14 protein-coding genes are annotated in these 14,263 nt (G+C 51.7%); 8 read left to right on the top strand and 6 right to left on the bottom strand.

Annotated features, from left to right (window positions below; all coding sequences use genetic code 11):
• Nucleotides 1-22: 22 nt before the first annotated feature.
• The 4 genes from ptsI to cysZ form a co-directional block, all read right to left on the bottom strand.
• The gene (gene ptsI, locus NA624_RS18250) at nucleotides 23-1,750 is read right to left on the bottom strand and encodes a phosphoenolpyruvate-protein phosphotransferase PtsI (RefSeq protein WP_000623114.1); all 1,728 of its coding nucleotides are present in this window, start codon (nucleotides 1,748-1,750) and stop codon (nucleotides 23-25) included.
• Nucleotides 1,751-1,798: 48 nt separating this feature from the next.
• On the bottom strand, nucleotides 1,799-2,056 hold the full coding sequence (gene ptsH / locus NA624_RS18245; RefSeq protein ID WP_000487600.1) for a phosphocarrier protein Hpr: 258 nt from the start codon (nucleotides 2,054-2,056) through the stop codon (nucleotides 1,799-1,801).
• A 383-nt stretch (nucleotides 2,057-2,439) separates the two neighbouring features.
• Nucleotides 2,440-3,411, bottom strand: coding sequence for a cysteine synthase A (gene cysK, locus NA624_RS18240; protein ID WP_000036904.1), 972 nt, complete (start codon nucleotides 3,409-3,411; stop codon nucleotides 2,440-2,442).
• 163 nt (nucleotides 3,412-3,574) lie between these two features.
• Nucleotides 3,575-4,336 carry a sulfate transporter CysZ gene (cysZ, locus tag NA624_RS18235; protein ID WP_000255008.1) on the bottom strand — a complete coding sequence of 254 codons (762 nt, stop codon included), beginning with the start codon at nucleotides 4,334-4,336 and terminating at the stop codon, nucleotides 3,575-3,577.
• Nucleotides 4,337-4,567: 231 nt separating this feature from the next.
• On the opposite strand from cysZ, the gene zipA reads away from it, so the two are divergent.
• From zipA to NA624_RS18220, 3 genes are all read left to right on the top strand, one after another.
• A complete protein-coding gene (gene zipA / locus NA624_RS18230; protein ID WP_000983115.1) occupies nucleotides 4,568-5,554 on the top strand; it encodes a cell division protein ZipA in 987 nt (328 codons plus the stop codon).
• A gap of 71 nt (nucleotides 5,555-5,625) precedes the next feature.
• Entirely contained in the window at nucleotides 5,626-7,641 is a 2,016-nt protein-coding gene (gene ligA / locus NA624_RS18225) for an NAD-dependent DNA ligase LigA (RefSeq protein WP_000433282.1), read from the top strand.
• 1 nt (nucleotide 7,642) lies between these two features.
• The gene (locus NA624_RS18220; RefSeq protein ID WP_001519708.1) at nucleotides 7,643-7,861 is read left to right on the top strand and encodes a DUF3820 family protein; all 219 of its coding nucleotides are present in this window, start codon (nucleotides 7,643-7,645) and stop codon (nucleotides 7,859-7,861) included.
• Here NA624_RS18220 and NA624_RS18215 read toward each other — a convergent pair.
• The gene (locus tag NA624_RS18215) at nucleotides 7,858-8,856 is read right to left on the bottom strand and encodes a bile acid:sodium symporter family protein (RefSeq protein WP_000765569.1); all 999 of its coding nucleotides are present in this window, start codon (nucleotides 8,854-8,856) and stop codon (nucleotides 7,858-7,860) included. The two genes, NA624_RS18220 and NA624_RS18215, sit on opposite strands and share 4 nt — an antisense overlap.
• Before the next feature lie 89 nt (nucleotides 8,857-8,945).
• On the opposite strand from NA624_RS18215, the gene NA624_RS18210 reads away from it, so the two are divergent.
• On the top strand, nucleotides 8,946-9,872 hold the full coding sequence (locus tag NA624_RS18210; protein WP_001109836.1) for a LysR family transcriptional regulator: 927 nt from the start codon (nucleotides 8,946-8,948) through the stop codon (nucleotides 9,870-9,872).
• Nucleotides 9,873-9,933: 61 nt separating this feature from the next.
• Here the strand turns inward: NA624_RS18210 and NA624_RS18205 are convergent, their stop codons facing one another.
• The gene (locus NA624_RS18205) at nucleotides 9,934-10,695 is read right to left on the bottom strand and encodes a nucleoside-specific channel-forming Tsx family protein (RefSeq protein WP_000722935.1); all 762 of its coding nucleotides are present in this window, start codon (nucleotides 10,693-10,695) and stop codon (nucleotides 9,934-9,936) included.
• A 255-nt stretch (nucleotides 10,696-10,950) separates the two neighbouring features.
• Here NA624_RS18205 and xapA point away from each other — a divergent pair, with 255 nt between their 5' ends.
• Genes xapA through NA624_RS18185 form a run of 4 tightly spaced genes read left to right on the top strand, consistent with a single transcriptional unit; the run spans nucleotide 10,951 to nucleotide 14,248 of the window.
• A complete protein-coding gene (gene xapA / locus NA624_RS18200) occupies nucleotides 10,951-11,784 on the top strand; it encodes a xanthosine phosphorylase (protein ID WP_001119754.1) in 834 nt (277 codons plus the stop codon).
• A gap of 54 nt (nucleotides 11,785-11,838) precedes the next feature.
• On the top strand, nucleotides 11,839-13,095 hold the full coding sequence (locus NA624_RS18195; RefSeq protein WP_000513241.1) for a nucleoside permease: 1,257 nt from the start codon (nucleotides 11,839-11,841) through the stop codon (nucleotides 13,093-13,095).
• A 58-nt stretch (nucleotides 13,096-13,153) separates the two neighbouring features.
• On the top strand, nucleotides 13,154-13,312 hold the full coding sequence (locus NA624_RS18190) for a XapX domain-containing protein (protein WP_000658727.1): 159 nt from the start codon (nucleotides 13,154-13,156) through the stop codon (nucleotides 13,310-13,312).
• Between the two features lie 51 nt (nucleotides 13,313-13,363).
• Nucleotides 13,364-14,248, top strand: coding sequence for a LysR family transcriptional regulator (locus NA624_RS18185; protein WP_000438884.1), 885 nt, complete (start codon nucleotides 13,364-13,366; stop codon nucleotides 14,246-14,248).
• Nucleotides 14,249-14,263 lie beyond the last annotated feature (15 nt).

Below are 14,263 nucleotides of genomic sequence, written 5' to 3'. Positions count from 1 at the left end.
AAATTGGGCCGCATCTCGTGGATTAGCAGATTGTTTTTTCTTCAATGAACTTGTTAACCAGCGTCATTAACTCGTCCGTTGTCGGTTGAGCAAGAGCCTGCTCTGCTAACACCTTCGCATCTTCGAAGTTCGTGTTACGGATAATCTTCTTAATGCGCGGGATAGAAATGGCGCTCATAGAGAATTCGTCCAGACCCATCCCCAGCAACAGAAGTGTAGCACGTTCGTCGCCTGCAAGCTCACCACACATGCCAGTCCATTTACCTTCTGCATGAGAAGCATCAATAACTTGCTTGATCAAGTTCAGTACGGACGGTGACATTGGCTGGTAAAGGTGTGAAATCATATCATTACCACGGTCAACTGCCAGGGTGTACTGCGTTAAATCATTGGTACCGATACTAAAGAAATCAACTTCTTTGGCTAAATGACGCGCAATTGTCGCCGCAGCCGGTGTTTCCACCATCACGCCAATCTCAATGCTTTCGTCAAATGCTTTACCTTCGTCACGCAGTTCCTGTTTGTAGATTTCAATCTCTTTGCGCAGCGCGCGAACTTCTTCAACAGAGATGATCATCGGGAACATAATGCGCAATTTACCGAAAGCGGAGGCACGCAGAATCGCGCGAACCTGGTCACGCAGGATCTCTTTGCGATCCATGGCGATACGCACGGCGCGCCAGCCCAGGAACGGGTTCTCTTCTTTCGGGAAGTTCATGTAAGGCAGCTCTTTGTCGCCACCAATGTCCATGGTACGGACGATAACCGCCTGCGAGCCGCACGCTTCAGCGACCGCTTTATAGGCGGCAAACTGCTCTTCTTCTGTCGGCAGCGCGTCGCGATCCATGAACAGGAATTCAGTACGATACAGACCAACGCCTTCCGCGCCGTTACGCTCAGCGCCTTCAACGTCGCGAACGGTACCGATGTTGGCGCAAACTTCGACCTGATGTCCATCCAGCGTGATTGCCGGCAGATCTTTCAGTTTTGCGAGTTCCGCTTTCTCGGTCGCAACCTGCTCCTGGACGGCGCGCAGTTGCTCAATAACATCGTTGGTCGGGTTGACGTAAACCTGGTTGTTTACGGCATCCAGAATCAGATAGTCGCCGTTTTTCACCTGAGCGGTGACGCTACCGGTACCTACGATCGCCGGCAGTTCCAGAGAACGCGCCATGATGGAGGTGTGAGACGTACGTCCGCCCGCGTCGGTGATGAAGCCCAGCACTTTCTGCAGGTTCAACTGCGCGGTTTCTGACGGCGTCAGGTCAGCGGCAACCAGGATAACTTCTTCCTGAATCGCGCTCAGATCGATAATGGCCAGACCCAGGATGTTGCGCAGCAGGCGCTTACCGATATCACGTACGTCAGCCGCGCGCTCTTTCAGGTATTCATCATCCAGTTCTTCCAGGGCAGTGGCCTGACCTTCGATAACTTCATGTGCGGCTGCGTCAGCCGTCATGTGCTTATCTTTAATCAGGGCTATGATTTCCTGCTCCAGCTCCTCATCTTCGAGCAGCATAATATGCCCTTCAAAGATGGCTTCTTTTTCTTCACCGAACGTTTCACCAGCTTTTGTCTTGATCGCTTCCAGTTGCGCAGATGCCTTGGCACGACCGCTCAGAAAACGTTCAACTTCCTGATCAACCTTGTCGGCAGAAATTTTTTTCCGGTCAATGACGATTTCGTCTTCTTTCAGCAGCAGTGCTTTGCCGAAAGCGATACCCGGGGATGCTAAAATGCCTGAAATCATAACCCTACCTTACTTGTGACTGATTTTTAAAAGAACCCGGAAAAAAACTTACTCGAGTTCCGCCATCAGTTTGACCAGATGTTCAACCGCTTTCTGCTCATCTTCACCTTCTGCGGAGATGGTGACGACGGTGCCTTGAGTCAGGCCCAGAGTCTGCAGTTTAAACAGGCTTTTCGCGCTGGCGCTTTTGCCGTTGGAAGTCACAGTAATCTCAGAAGTGAAGCCTTTTGCTTCTTTAACAAACTGAGCAGCAGGGCGGGTGTGCAGACCGTTCGGAGCGGTAATGGTAACTTCTTGCTGGAACATTGTATTTCCCCAACTTATAGGTTTAGTGTTGTGGAACTAAAGTCTAGCCTGGCGGCTCAACTTTAGCCTGTATTGTTAGCGCCGGCGTAAACGGGACGCGACACAAAAGGTGTTCTACGCAATCCGTTGCTGGCAACTTATGGCCGCTGACGTTTCGCTCGTCATTAAACATTATGCCGCGAAAGGAAGATTTGAACCAAATCATAAAATCGATTCAGCTAACGCTTTTCCTGTAACGATTAATTTCGCGCATCAAAATAATTAGTCTGGTTAAATACCAGTTCCGGCAGGGTGAATCAATGCCAGGTGAGGTGAAAGTTTGAAGCAGGCCACAAAAAAGCACCCAAAAAGGTGCTTTTTTACGCGTTTTTAACATGCTGGCATCACTGTTGCAGTTCTTTCTCAGTAAAGAGATCGGCGAACAACGCGGTGCTCAGATAACGCTCACCCGATGAAGGTAGGATAACCACAATATTCTTATTGGTAAAGCTTTCATCTTCCTGCAGCTTAAGCGCTGCAGCAACCGCGGCGCCGGAAGAAATTCCTGCCAGAATACCTTCCTCTTCCATCAGACGGCGCGCGGTAGAAATGGCTTCTTCATTGGTGATGCCAACCACTTTATCAATCAGTTTCAGATCCAGGTTGCCCGGGATGAAGCCTGCGCCGATGCCCTGAATTTTATGCGGGCCTGGTTTGATCTCTTCACCAGCCAGCGCCTGGGCGATAACCGGGGAGTCAGTGGGTTCTACCGCAACGGTGATAAGATCGGTTTTACCCTTCGTCCCTTTGATATAACGCGTGACGCCGGTTAACGTACCGCCAGTGCCGACGCCGGAGATAAACACATCCACCTGACCATCGGTGTCTTCCCAGATTTCCGGGCCGGTAGTTTTTTCATGGATTTCCGGGTTGGCAGGGTTGCTGAACTGCTGGAGCAGGAGATATTTTTGCGGATCGCTGGCGACAATTTCTTCGGCTTTCTGAATAGCGCCTTTCATCCCTTTCGCCCCTTCGGTCAGCACCAGATTCGCGCCTAATGCTTTGAGTAGCTTGCGGCGTTCAATGCTCATGGTCTCCGGCATGGTCAGGGTGAGTTTGTAACCGCGCGCGGCGGCGACATACGCCAGCGCAATACCGGTGTTGCCGCTGGTCGGCTCCACCAGTTCCACGCCAGGTTTCAGTACGCCACGCTTTTCGGCATCCCAAATCATATTGGCGCCGATACGGCACTTGACGCTGAAGCTCGGGTTGCGCGACTCCACCTTCGCCAGAATGCGTCCATTACCGATACGGTTCAGTCGAACCAGCGGCGTATGACCGATAGTCAGCGAGTTATCTTCATAAATCTTACTCATGGCCTGTCCTTAACTGTATGAAATTGGGATACCTTCCCAGCATACCTTCCAGCCAGATATGGGGAAGTAAGGATTTCGCATATCTATATGCTGATGGGAAATAATGGTTATCAGTATGGAATAAGAGACAGCATAAGCCATCTCTTATTTATACATTTTTACGTTATTTCCATAACGCGTGCTTAGCACGCCAGCAATCAACCCACATTGCCGTCGCGCCACAGACGGCGACAGGCATAATGAACAGGTTAAGCACCGGAATCATCGTAAAGAGGCTGGTGAGCGCGCCAAATTGCATATTCGCCACCTTCTGCGTGCGCAACGCGGCGCGCATCGTTTTAAACGGCACTTTGTGGTTATCAAACGGGTAGTCGCAATACTGGATCGCCAGCATCCAGGCGCTGAACAAAAACCACAACACCGGCGCGATGGTTTGGCCAATGCCAGGAATGAAATAGAGAACCAGCAGCACAATAGCGCGCGGCAGATACCACGCCAGCTTTTGCCATTCACGTTTCATAATGCGCGGTACATCTTTCATGATGCCGAGTATGCCGGTATCTGGCGGCGTGGCGCCGGTTAACCGCGCCTCAAGCTGTTCGGCTAAAAGGCCGTTAAACGGCGCGGCGATCCAGTTGGCGAGGGTAGAGAAAAAATAGCCAAAGACCAGCAGAACAGAGATAACCGCAATCGGCCACAGCAGATAGCTCAGCCATTGCAGCCAGTCCGGCACATGACTCATCAACGAAGGTATCCAGGCGTCAAGCTGCGTAAACAGCCACCAAAATGCGCCGCCCATCAGCACAATGTTGACCAGCAAAGGTAAAATAACAAAGCGGCGGATTCCCGGTAGGGTGACTAACTTCCATCCTTGCGAGAAATAATAGACGCCGCTACGTGGTACGGTTGTGGATGATGAAACCATATTCAGGACATACTCCTTTTTCTTAAAGCCCTGGGTAAACGTGGGATATCTTACCCGGTTATCAGACGGTGGATAGTTCGGAAATGTTCGAAAAAACAGCAAAAAGTACATTTTCCTTCATCTTTATGCTGCGAAAGCCAACAGTACACTTGCACTTGACGTAATCGGCAAATACTCTTAGTGAGTAAATGTTTGCCGTGGTGGCAAGGTGTTAGAACAACAGAGAATATAATGATGCAGGATTTGCGTCTGATATTAATCATTGTTGGCGCGATCGCCATAATCGCTTTACTGGTACATGGTTTCTGGACCAGCCGTAAAGAACGATCTTCTATGTTCCGCGATCGTCCACTAAAACGCATGAAATCGAAACGCGACGACGACTCGTATGACGACGATGTTGAAGAAGACGAAGGCGTGGGTGAAGTTCGTGTTCACCGCGTAAATCATGCCCCCGGCCAGCCGCAGGAGCATGATGCCCCTCGTCAGTCGCCGCAACACCAGTACCAGCCGCCTTATGCGTCTGCGCAACCGCGTCCAGCGGCGCCGCCGCAGCCGCAAGCGCCGATGCAACAGCCGGTTCAGCAACCGGTCCAACCTGCGCCGCAGCCTCAGCAGGTTCAGCCATCTGCGCCGCCGGTACAGCCGCCGCAACAGCAGCCTGCACCGCCGTCGCAAACGCCGCAGCCTGTTGCGCAGCCCGCGCCGCCGCCATCAGCGCAAACCTTCCAGCCTGCGGAACCTGTGGTTGAGGCAGAACCGGTAGTGGAAGAAGCGCCGGTTGTGGAAAAACCGCAGCGTAAAGAGGCGGTCATCATTATGAACGTCGCGGCCCATCATGGCAGCGAGCTTAATGGTGAAGTGTTACTGAACAGTATTCAGCAGTCAGGCTTTAAATTTGGCGATATGAATATTTTCCATCGTCATTTGAGCCCGGACGGCAGCGGCCCGGCCTTGTTCAGTCTCGCGAATATGGTCAATCCGGGAACGTTCGATCCTGAAATGACGGACTTCACTACGCCTGGCGTCACTATCTTTATGCAGGTACCGTCTTACGGCGATGCGCTGCAGAACTTCAAGCTGATGCTGCAATCCGCGCAGCATATCGCTGATGAGGTCGGCGGCGTCGTGCTGGATGACCAGCGTCGGATGATGACGCCGCAGAAACTGCGCGAATATCAGGACCGCATCCGCGAGGTGATGGACGCTAACGCCTGAGGTTAACGCAGGTGTGACATTTTTAACGTAACCCCCGCCTGTCGGGGGTTTTTTATCATTGATGGTGTGATATGGAACCAATCGAACAACAACTGACAGAACTGCGAACCACGCTTCGCCATCATGAATATCTGTATCATGTGATGGATGCGCCGGAGATTCCCGACGCCGAATATGACCGCCTGATGCGGGAACTGCGAGAGCTGGAGGCGCAACGTCCGGACCTTATCACGCCGGATTCGCCCACGCAGCGCGTTGGCGCGGCGCCGCTGACGGCATTCAACCAGATTCGCCATGAAGTACCGATGCTGTCGCTCGATAACGTATTTGATGAAGAAAGCTTCCTGGCGTTTAACAAGCGAGTGCAGGATCGTCTAAAAAGCACGGAAAATGTCATCTGGTGCTGCGAGCTAAAACTGGATGGCCTGGCGGTCAGCATTCTGTATGAAAACGGCGTGCTGGTGAGCGCTGCGACGCGTGGCGACGGCACCACCGGTGAAGATATCACTTCAAACGTGCGCACGATTCGCGCCATTCCTTTAAAGCTGCATGGCGATAACATTCCGGCGCGTCTTGAAGTTCGCGGAGAGGTATTTTTACCGCAGGCCGGGTTCGAAAAGATCAATGAAGACGCGCGCCGTACTGGCGGCAAAGTGTTTGCTAACCCGCGTAACGCGGCGGCGGGCTCGCTGCGTCAGCTCGATCCGCGTATTACGGCGAAGCGACCGCTAACATTTTTCTGCTACGGCGTCGGTATTCTGGAAGGCGGCGAGTTGCCGGATACGCATCTGGGACGTTTGCTGCAATTTAAAGCGTGGGGGTTACCGGTCAGCGATCGCGTGACGCTGTGCGATTCTCCCCAGGCGGTACTGGATTTTTATCGCAACGTCGAAAAAGATCGCCCCACGCTCGGTTTTGATATCGACGGCGTGGTGATTAAGGTCAACTCGCTGGCTTTGCAGGAACAGCTGGGCTTTGTGGCCCGCGCGCCGCGCTGGGCGGTGGCGTTTAAATTCCCTGCTCAGGAGCAGATGACTTTTGTGCGCGATGTTGAGTTTCAGGTCGGGCGCACCGGGGCGATTACGCCGGTGGCGCGTCTGGAACCGGTTCAGGTGGCTGGTGTGCTGGTCAGCAATGCCACGTTGCATAATGCCGATGAAATTGAACGGCTTGGCTTGCGTATTGGCGATAAGGTGGTTATCCGTCGGGCAGGAGATGTGATCCCTCAGGTGGTCAACGTGGTTCTGTCCGAACGCCCTGAAGAGACGCGTCCGATTGTGTTTCCAACGCACTGTCCGGTGTGCGGATCGGACGTAGAGCGCGTTGAAGGCGAAGCCGTTACCCGTTGTACCGGCGGGCTGATTTGTGGCGCGCAGCGTAAAGAGTCGCTGAAACATTTTGTGTCGCGCCGGGCGATGGATGTAGACGGGATGGGCGATAAGATCATCGACCAACTGGTGGAAAGGGAGTATGTCCATACGCCAGCGGATCTGTTCCGTCTGACGGCGGGTAAACTGACCGGCCTGGACCGAATGGGGCCAAAGTCCGCGCAAAATGTTGTAAACGCGCTGGAAAAAGCCAAAGCGACGACCTTTGCGCGTTTTCTCTATGCGCTGGGCATCCGTGAAGTGGGTGAGGCGACGGCGGCGGGGCTGGCGGCTTATTTCGGCACGCTGGAGGCGCTGCAGGCCGCCACCATTGACGAGTTGCAGAAAGTACCTGACGTGGGGATTGTGGTCGCTACGCACGTCTTTAACTTTTTTGCCGAAGAGAGTAATCGTGACGTGATTGGGCAGCTACTGGCGGAAGGGGTTCACTGGCCCGCGCCGGTAGTCATTAATGTGCAAGAGATCGATAGCCCGTTTGCCGGTAAAACCGTGGTACTAACCGGTAGCCTGAGCCAGATGTCCCGCGATGACGCTAAAGCGCGTTTAGTGGCGCTGGGCGCGAAAGTGGCAGGCAGCGTATCGAAGAAAACCGATCTGGTGATTGCCGGTGAAGCGGCGGGTTCCAAACTGACCAAAGCGCAGGAACTGGGTATTACCGTGATTGATGAAGCGGAAATGATCCGCTTACTGGGTGCCTGAGATGGAAAAAGAGCAGCTGGTTGAAATCGCCAACACCGTGATGCCGTTCGGCAAATATCAGGGACGTCGATTGATCGACCTTCCGGAAGAGTATTTGCTGTGGTTTGCCCGTAAAGATCAATTTCCGGCGGGTAAACTGGGGGAGTTGATGCAAATCACTCTGCTGATTAAAACCGAGGGGCTGACGCAACTGGTACAGCCCCTGAAACGCCCGCTTTAAGCTTTCGCGGCGCGGCTTTCCTGCTGCGCCTGTAACTTCTCGGTCTGGCGTTTGTAGCGCCGCGCCAGCCCTGCGCAGACCATCAGTTGGATCTGGTGGAAGATCATCAGCGGTAATACCATCATACCCAGCACTGACGTCGGAAAAAGAATATTGGCCATCGGGATCCCGTTGGCCAGGCTTTTTTTCGAACCGCAGAAAACAATAGTGATTTCGTCGGCTTTATTGAAGCCGCATTTACGGGCGACAAAGACGTTAATAGCGATGACGATCGCCAACAGTATGAGGCTGACCACGACGATAAACAGCAGCGATCCCCAGCCGACTTTGTGCCAGATGCCGTTGACCACCGCTTCGCTGAACGCCGAGTAGACCACCAGCAGAATAGAGGTCTGATCCGTTTTCGCGATCCACTTTTTGTTGCGCGCGACCCAGTTGCCGATCCACGGGCGAGACAGGTGTCCCAGCACAAAAGGCAGCAGCAGTTGCAGCATAATTTTGCCCACCTCTTCCAGACTGCCCTGCGCGCCATGAATATTCATTACCAGACCGACCAGCAGCGGCGACAGGAAAATGCCCAGCAGACTGGACGCAGACGCTGAGCACACCGCGGCCGCGACGTTACCGCCCGCGAGTGAAGTAAACGCAATCGCAGACTGCACGGTGGCGGGCAAAATACACAGATACAGAAAGCCGCTGTAGAGCATAGGGTCGACATTGACAGGCGCCCACCAGGCAAACAGTACGCCGAGGACAGGAAAGAGCACAAAAGTGCTGCACATGACCCACAGATGCAACCGCCAGTGGCTGCCGCCAGCGATGATCGCTTCACGCGAAAGCTTCGCGCCATGCATAAAAAACAGCAGAGCGATGGCCGCTGTCGTAATGCCTTCAACGACAGGCACAAAGCCACCTTCCGCCGGGAAAAAAGAGGCCAGCAGTACCACGGTGATAAGTGTCAGCGTGAAAGGGTCAAGGATACGAAAAAGTTTCATAAAAACTCCTGAAAGTCGGTGCAGCTATTTTGCGTTTTTCGCTTTGAGAAATAAAATTGATTTATTGCATCTATATATGAATCTAGTCGATGAATTATTCACTGCGTCAACTGCGTATTTTTATTACCGTCGCCCAGGCCAAAAGTTTTAGTCGGGCAGGGGACAGGATTGGACTGAGCCAGTCTGCGGTCAGTCATAGCGTAAAAGAGCTGGAGCGGCAAACCGGCGTCAGACTGCTGGATCGCACTACGCGTGAGGTGGTGCTGACCGAGGCGGGGCAACAACTGGCGACGCGTCTGGAGCGGGTGCTTGATGAACTGAACAGCATACTGCGCGATGCAGGCAGAGTAGGGACACAATTAACCGGCACCGTGCGCGTTGCCGCGAGCCAAACCATTTCTGCGCATCTTATTCCGCAATGCATTGCCCAAAGTAATTCACGTTATCCCGCTATTGATTTTGTATTGCACGATCGTCCGCAGCAGTGGGTGCTGGAGAGTATCCGCCAGGGAGAAGTGGATTTTGGCATCGTTATCGATCCCGGTGCAGCGGTGGATTTACAGTGTGAAGCCATCTTATCAGAGCCTTTTTTACTGTTGTGTCGCCAGGATCATCCGCTGGCGCATCAGGAATGGGTAAGCTGGCAGGATCTTAAACAGGCGTCGCTGGTCTTACAGGATTACGCTTCCGGCAGTCGACCGCTGATTGATGCGGCGCTGGCCCATTTTTCGATTGATGCCAATATTGTTCAGGAGATTGGTCACCCGGCCACGCTTTTTCCAATGGTGGAAGCGGGAATCGGCATCAGCGTGCTGCCCGCGCTGGCGTTACCGCTCCCGCAGGGCAGCCACTTACAGGTTAAACGGCTGACGCCCGTAGTTGAAAGGCAGCTCATGCTGGCGCGGCGAAAAAACCGTTCTTTATCCACCGCGGCGCAGGCGTTATGGGATGTAGTACGCACCCAGGCCAGCGAATTAACCGCCGCGAGGGCGAAAGATCCACTGTATCAGCTATAAATATCTATCTGTCCGTGCGTGAGGTGCGGTCTTGCCCTGCCATTTTTGACAGGGCAGTGTATTAAAACAGGTATTTGATGGAATAAATAATGCCATCCTGCAGGAAGGATTCTCCTAACTTATTATCAGCGTAACGATATTGTACTCCTGTGGTCAGGTGAGGAGTCGCATTCCACCACAGCGCTACTGCGCCATTAATGCCATCTTTCCCGCCATTGCCCGCAGCGTAGGACGCATCGCGGTCAAACTCATACTCATTCCAGTTCGTTACGCTGAAATTCTCACTACCCAACGAGAAGCTATAGCCGGCCACCCAACCTAATACATAACCATTATCGCCTGTGTAGTAGGTCTGATCGGTATAACGTTTGGCAAAGAAGGGTTTAAACCAGTAACCGTTACCTGTGAAGTTATAGCCTAAACCATAGAGAAACATGTCATCATGGAAATTAGCGCGATGAGGTGAACCGTACGTCCCGTAGGCATGGAGATAGAGGTTTAATCCTGTATCGCCCAGATAAATACGGTTGGTATTTTTAAAGGTGTAACGCTGTTCGCTGCCGGGTTTGGCGTGGCGGCCATTGTAAAAATTTTCCCAGTCGAAGAACCCGTACATTTCTCCCCAGCTAAAATTCGCTCCGCCTTCCAGTTCCAGGTACCCAAAATCATCTTTATGGGATTTTTTACTGGTTTTTTCCGTGGTGTCTGATGTCCAGTCGAGGTAATGGAGGCCGATATCGGCGAACCCGCCTTTAAATTCCGCATGGATGAGTGTGGGAATAATGAGTAAAGAAGAAAGCGTCAGAGTAAGGATTTTTTTCATAGCATATTTCCCTATGCCGATAATTATTAATGGGTTAATTAAAAAGAGGCAGTTTATAAATATGAAAGCGGCATATTGTTAATATGAAGTGCAAGCAAAAACCAATACTGTTTTCCCTCTGTATTAATACAGAAGCGATCTAAATCTATCGATATTAAATGGCTATTGATGACACGTGAAAAGTGTATTGGTCAGCAAGGGGCGATGGTCGTTATAAAAAGGAGTCAAATTAAATCCGATAGAACAAGGAAACTTATGCCTCACGCTCTTTTTTCTCATAATCCTGAGTATTGTGTTGATATTATTCATGCACATAAACCGGCATTTACCCCGCGAGTCGCGTTTATTTTAGGCTCCGGGTTGGGTGCTCTGGCGGACCAAATCGAAGATGCGGTAGCCATTTCTTACGAGAAATTGCCGGGATTTCCCGTCAGCACCGTACACGGCCATGCTGGTGAACTGGTGCTCGGCCATCTGGCGGGTATTCCGGTGGCCTGTATGAAAGGCCGCGGGCATTTTTATGAAGGGCGTGGAATGGCGGTGATGACCGATGCCATTCGCACGTTGAAATTACTGGGCTGTGAAGTGTTGTTCTGCACCAATGCGGCAGGATCTCTGCGTCCGGAAGTGGGGCCGGGTAGCCTGGTTGCGCTTAGCGATCACATTAATACGATGCCCGGTACGCCGATGGTGGGGCCAAACGATGATCGTTATGGCGATCGCTTCTTCTCGCTGGCTAATGCTTATGACGCAGATTATCGCGCCATGCTTCAGTCCGTTGCGGCAGAGGAGGGATTCCCCCTCACTGAAGGCGTATTTGTTTCTTATCCGGGTCCGAACTTCGAAACGGCGGCAGAAATCCGCATGATGCAGATTATTGGCGGCGATGTGGTCGGAATGTCCGTTGTCCCTGAGGTGATTAGCGCACGTCATTGTGGTCTCAAAGTTGTTGCTGTCTCAGCGATCACCAATCTGGCGGAAGGGCTGGGCGATGTAAAACTCTCCCATGCGCAAACACTGGCTGCGGCTGAACTTTCTCGGCAGAACTTTATAAATCTGATTTGCGGCTTTTTACGTAAGCTGGACTAAACACAATGACTACGGCCCCGTATTGGGGCTTTATCTCACGGCAAGGAATAAAAAATGGGTATTACGTCCCGCTTAAAAGTCATGTCGTTCTTGCAATATTTTATCTGGGGGAGCTGGCTGGTTACCCTGGGCTCTTACATGATCAATACACTGGATTTTACCGGCGCGAATGTCGGTATGGTCTACAGCTCAAAAGGGCTGGCAGCGATTATCATGCCGGGCATTATGGGGATCATTGCTGATAAATGGCTGCGCGCTGAGCGAGCCTATATGCTTTGCCATCTGGTTTGCGCGGGGGCGTTATTGTACGCCACCACCGTTACCGATCCCCAGACGATGTTCTGGGTGATGTTGGTTAATGCGATGGCGTATATGCCAACGATTGCATTATCCAATAGCGTTTCGTACTCCTGTCTGGCGAAAGCAGGTCAGGATCCGGTAACGTCATTTCCGCCTGTGCGCGTTTTCGGCACAATAGGTTTTATTGTTGCGATGTGGACGGTGAGTCTGATGGGGCTGGAACTGAGCAGTGCGCAATTATACATCGCTTCTGGCGCATCGTTATTGCTGGCCCTGTATGCACTGACGTTACCGAAAATTCCGGTAGCCGAGAAGAAGGCGAACACCACGCTTGCCAGTAAGCTCGGACTGGATGCTTTTGTTCTGTTTAAAAATCCACGCATGGCAATCTTCTTTTTGTTTGCGATGATGTTGGGGGCGGTGCTGCAAATTACCAATGTCTTCGGTAATCCGTTCCTGCATGATTTTGCCCGTAATCCTGAGTTTGCCGATAGTTTTGTGGTGAAGTATCCCTCTATCTTGCTTTCAGTTTCGCAGATGGCGGAAGTGGGCTTTATCCTCACCATTCCGTTCTTCCTTAAACGCTTTGGTATTAAAACGGTAATGCTGATGAGCATGCTGGCATGGACGCTGCGTTTCGGCTTCTTTGCCTTTGGCGATCCATCCCCGTTTGGCTTTGTGCTATTGCTGCTGTCGATGATTGTTTATGGCTGCGCATTTGATTTCTTCAACATCTCAGGGTCGGTATTTGTAGAGCAGGAAGTGGACTCAAGTATTCGCGCCAGCGCGCAGGGGCTGTTTATGACCATGGTTAACGGCGTGGGGGCGTGGATTGGGTCTCTTTTAAGTGGTATGGCCGTGGATTATTTTTCTATTGATGGTGTAAAAGATTGGCAAACCATCTGGCTGGTCTTTGCCGCCTACGCTCTGGCATTGGCCGTTATTTTTGCATTGTTCTTTAAATATCAGCACCATCCAGAAAAACTGTCGACCAAATCATTAGCACATTAATTTTATTTGACTGGCGAGAGGATGTTCGCCAGTCCATTTTTATGAACAAGGACACAACATGAAAGAAATTATTCTCTCCTCCGGTATTGGATTTGGTATTGGCGCATTTTTTACTTTATGCCGTATACCTATTCCTGCACCAAATGTTTTACCCGGGGTGTTATCTATTGTATTTATGTATATTGGGTATCTTGTCGTTAAATCTATTTTTTACTAGGTAATATGGTAAATTCCAGACGTTATCCCTTATTGCTGGAGTGCGATAGTGATGGAACGAGCCCATCGTATTGATCTAAAGCTATTACGTTATTTCCTCGCTGTTGCAGAAGAATTGCATTTTGGCCGGGCTGCTGCCCGGTTAAATATGTCACAACCTCCCTTGAGTATCCATATCAAAGAACTTGAACAGCAACTGGGTACATTGTTGTTTATTCGTCATTCCCGCAGCGTTGCATTAACCCATGCCGGGAAAGTTTTGATGGAAGAGTCACGTCGCTTGTTAGCCAATGCAAATCAGGCGCTGGCGCGAGTGGAGCAGATTGGTCGCGGTGAAGCGGGGCGCATTGAACTGGGTGTGGTTGGTACGGCGCTGTGGGGAAGAATGCGTCCTGCAATGCGTCACTTTTTGAAAGCAAACCCCAATGTTGAAGTACTTTTTCGCGAAAAGTCTCCAGGTATGCAAATGGCGTTGTTAGAGCGTCGGGAGCTTGATGCAGGGATCTGGCGTATGGCTATCGAACCGGCAGTCGGTTTTACCAGCATACGTTTGCATGAATCTGCATTCATGGTTGCAGTTCCGGAAGATCACGATCTGGCATCCAGAGATTCTGTGCCGCTGGCGGCGTTGCGCAATGAATATTTTGTCACGCTGCCTTCCGTGCATTCTGATTGGGGATTTTTACAACGTGTATGCCAACAGGCGGGTTTCTCGCCAATGATTATTCGGGAAGTGGTTGAGCCGCAAACGGTGTTGGCGATGATCAGTATGGGGATTGGGATTACGTTGATGGCTGATGGCTATGCGCAAATGAGCTGGCCGGGTGTGGTGTTCCGTCCGTTAGAGGAACGTATTCCGGCGGATTTGTATATTGTGTATGACCAGCAGCAGGCAACGCCAGCACTGGAGAAACTGGTGGCGGCGTTGACGGTATGATGTCTGCGCCGGATG

This window comes from Salmonella sp. NW38, from assembly GCF_051807745.1.
Classification (GTDB): Bacteria; Pseudomonadota; Gammaproteobacteria; order Enterobacterales; family Enterobacteriaceae; genus Salmonella; species Salmonella enterica.
Note: the sequence above shows the minus strand (reverse complement) of the source record. Positions and strands in the feature narration are given on the sequence as shown.

What these genes read in the sequence shown, in the direction of transcription:
- ptsI (WP_000623114.1), bottom strand. Translation starts at nt 1,750, where the DNA reads ATGATTTCAGGCATTTTAGCATCCCCGGGTATCGCTTTCGGCAAAGCA.
- ptsH (WP_000487600.1), bottom strand. Translation starts at nt 2,056, where the DNA reads ATGTTCCAGCAAGAAGTTACCATTACCGCTCCGAACGGTCTGCACACC.
- cysK (WP_000036904.1), bottom strand. Translation starts at nt 3,411, where the DNA reads ATGAGTAAGATTTATGAAGATAACTCGCTGACTATCGGTCATACGCCG.
- cysZ (WP_000255008.1), bottom strand. Translation starts at nt 4,336, where the DNA reads ATGGTTTCATCATCCACAACCGTACCACGTAGCGGCGTCTATTATTTC.
- zipA (WP_000983115.1), top strand. Translation starts at nt 4,568, where the DNA reads ATGATGCAGGATTTGCGTCTGATATTAATCATTGTTGGCGCGATCGCC.
- ligA (WP_000433282.1), top strand. Translation starts at nt 5,626, where the DNA reads ATGGAACCAATCGAACAACAACTGACAGAACTGCGAACCACGCTTCGC.
- NA624_RS18220 (WP_001519708.1), top strand. Translation starts at nt 7,643, where the DNA reads ATGGAAAAAGAGCAGCTGGTTGAAATCGCCAACACCGTGATGCCGTTC.
- NA624_RS18215 (WP_000765569.1), bottom strand. Translation starts at nt 8,856, where the DNA reads ATGAAACTTTTTCGTATCCTTGACCCTTTCACGCTGACACTTATCACC.
- NA624_RS18210 (WP_001109836.1), top strand. Translation starts at nt 8,946, where the DNA reads ATGAATTATTCACTGCGTCAACTGCGTATTTTTATTACCGTCGCCCAG.
- NA624_RS18205 (WP_000722935.1), bottom strand. Translation starts at nt 10,695, where the DNA reads ATGAAAAAAATCCTTACTCTGACGCTTTCTTCTTTACTCATTATTCCC.
- xapA (WP_001119754.1), top strand. Translation starts at nt 10,951, where the DNA reads ATGCCTCACGCTCTTTTTTCTCATAATCCTGAGTATTGTGTTGATATT.
- NA624_RS18195 (WP_000513241.1), top strand. Translation starts at nt 11,839, where the DNA reads ATGGGTATTACGTCCCGCTTAAAAGTCATGTCGTTCTTGCAATATTTT.
- NA624_RS18190 (WP_000658727.1), top strand. Translation starts at nt 13,154, where the DNA reads ATGAAAGAAATTATTCTCTCCTCCGGTATTGGATTTGGTATTGGCGCA.
- NA624_RS18185 (WP_000438884.1), top strand. Translation starts at nt 13,364, where the DNA reads ATGGAACGAGCCCATCGTATTGATCTAAAGCTATTACGTTATTTCCTC.